Below are 1,809 nucleotides of genomic sequence, written 5' to 3' on the forward strand. Positions count from 1 at the left end.
GCTGCGAGCGCGGCCAAGCAGGCCGCCACCGCCGCGCAGACCGCGATCGACGCGGCCAACGCCGCCACCAACGCAGCCCGGGTCGCCGCCAACGCCGCCTCCGCGGCCGCCGCGGCCGCCGACGGGGCGTCCCAAGCCGCCTCCCAAGCCCGTGACGCGGCAGCGAACGCAGCCGTGGACGCGGGCCAGGCAGGGGCCGCCCGCAAGGCGGCGCAGCAGGCCCGGGACGCCGCCGCCGGCGCTCGCGCCGCCGCTCAGGCCGCCGACTCTGCCCGCACCGCAGCCGCCTCGGCCGCCGATGCGGCAAAGGCGGCGGGCGGCGCCGGAAGCGACGCCACCGATGCCGCGAACGCCGCCGACCAGGCCAATACCCTGGCCGCCCAGGCCGGCGCCCACTCCGCCGAAGCACAGAACGCCGCGGCCAGCGCCCACCGGCACGCCCGTGAGGCCGCCCGCGCCGCCGACGCGGCAGAATCGCTGGCGAACGAGGCAGCCACCGACGCGGGTGAGGCACGAGACGCCGCGAACGACGCGGCCACGCACGCCGACAACGCGGCCAAGGCAGCCGACGACGCCGCCGCCCACGCCGGACAGGCGGCAACCGCCGCCAAACAGTCCGCCGCGCACGCCAAGGAGGCCAAGAAGGACGCCGACGCCGCAAGCGCCGCCGTCGTCAAGGCCCAGAAGGTCCACGACCTCGCCGTACGTATCGACGCCGAGGGGCTGACCGCCCGTACCAACGAAGCCATCGACCGCGCACAGGACCTCAAGGCGCAGGAGGACCAGCGCACCGCGGCCCAGCAGGCGGCCACGCAGCAGGGCAAGGACCTTCAGGCCGAGGCGGCCAAGCTCGCCGACCGGGCTTCCCAGCCCGGCGCGGATGTCGCGCAGTTCGCCCCCGAAGCCCGCAAGGTGGCCCTGGCGACGGCGAAGGTCGGGCGCGCGTGGAGCCAGTCCGCCGCCCTCGTGGCCCTGGCCGGCTCCGATGCGGACGCGACCGACTACATCCGCACCGGCCGCCAGGAGGCGGATGCCCAGGACGACCGGGAAGACGTCGAGCACCTCGCGGAAGCCGCCGACTCGCCCGATGTCCGCGCTGCCGCTGCCAAGGCCCTGGAGGGCGATGACTCCGCGGTGAGCGTGTTCGTCGCCACGGGCCAGTACGAGGCGCTGAAGCAGGACATGCGCCTGTACGTCGCCCGGATCATCGCCAACGCGGGCCCCATCGAGCAACAGGCGGGCCGCACCGCGCTCAACTCCGACACCGCGGACGCCCTGCGGCAGTTCATCACCACCGGCGACGCCCAGGCGCGCACCCAGGACGAACGCGTCCGCGTCGCCCAGCTCGCCGACGCCAAGAACAAGGACACCGGCCCGGAGGTGAAGGCCGCGGCCCGCATCGCCCTGGAGGGGCCCTCGGACCTGCTCCACACGTTCGTCACCGTCGGTCAGTACAAGGCCCAGCGGCAGGACCAGCTCGCCATCACCCACGAGGCGCAGATCCAACAGCTCATCGCGCAGGCCTCAGGCGTGGCAGCCACCGCGCACAAGAACGCCGCGGAAGCCGGCAAGGCGGCAGCCACCGCCGCCAAGGCTGCGGACGAGGCGGCCGGCTACGCCAAACAAGCCGAGGACGCGGCCAAGAACGCCAAGAAGTACGCGGCCCAGGCCGACGGCTTCGCCACCCAGGCAGAACAGTCCGCCAAGGACGCCACCGCCTCCGCCAACACCGCTCGCAAGGCGCAGCAGGACGCCGAGAACGCCGCGGCCGCGGCCGTCACCTCTGCTGCCCAGGCACAGTACTCGGCC

General features: G+C 74.8%; 1 protein-coding gene. It reads left to right on the forward strand.

The window, feature by feature from the left end:
• The coding region (locus ACFW2E_RS35010) for an ALF repeat-containing protein (protein WP_384472436.1) at window positions 1-1,809 on the forward strand (1,809 nt) is incomplete at both ends.

Origin of the sequence: Streptomyces sp. NPDC058964 (assembly GCF_042741275.1) — a bacterium.
Taxonomy (GTDB): domain Bacteria; phylum Actinomycetota; class Actinomycetes; order Streptomycetales; family Streptomycetaceae; genus Streptomyces.